Here is a 344-nt window from a genome sequence, read left to right on the forward strand (position 1 = left end):
ATAATATGTTGATATGCGGGCAAAAGCGATAATTTACCTTGATCGTTTTAAGGAAAATATAAAATCAGTAAAGACAAGAATCGGGAAAAACAGGCATATTTGCGTCCCTGTAAAAGCCGATGCTTACGGACACGGTGCGGTTCAAATTGCAAAAACCGCTCTTGCGGCGGGAGCCTCTTGTTTTGGCGTAGCGGCGGCATCTGAAGGGCTGGCGCTAAGAAAAGCGGGAATAAAAACCCCTATTTTGCTGTTTTCCCAGCCTAGTCCCGATGAAATTGCGGAAATCATTCAAGCGGATCTTACCCCTTTTATTTCCGACGCGGATTTTGCCGACACCCTGAATG

The 344-nt window shown here is 45.6% G+C and carries 1 protein-coding gene; it reads left to right on the plus strand.

Going from position 1 to position 344, the window contains the following annotated elements; translation table 11 throughout:
• Positions 1-13: 13 nt before the first annotated feature.
• On the plus strand, positions 14-344 hold a 331-nt coding region (locus ACYVTD_RS18390; protein WP_461249039.1), incomplete at its 3' end, for an alanine racemase.

It is taken from the genome of Treponema sp. R6D11, assembly GCF_054786075.1.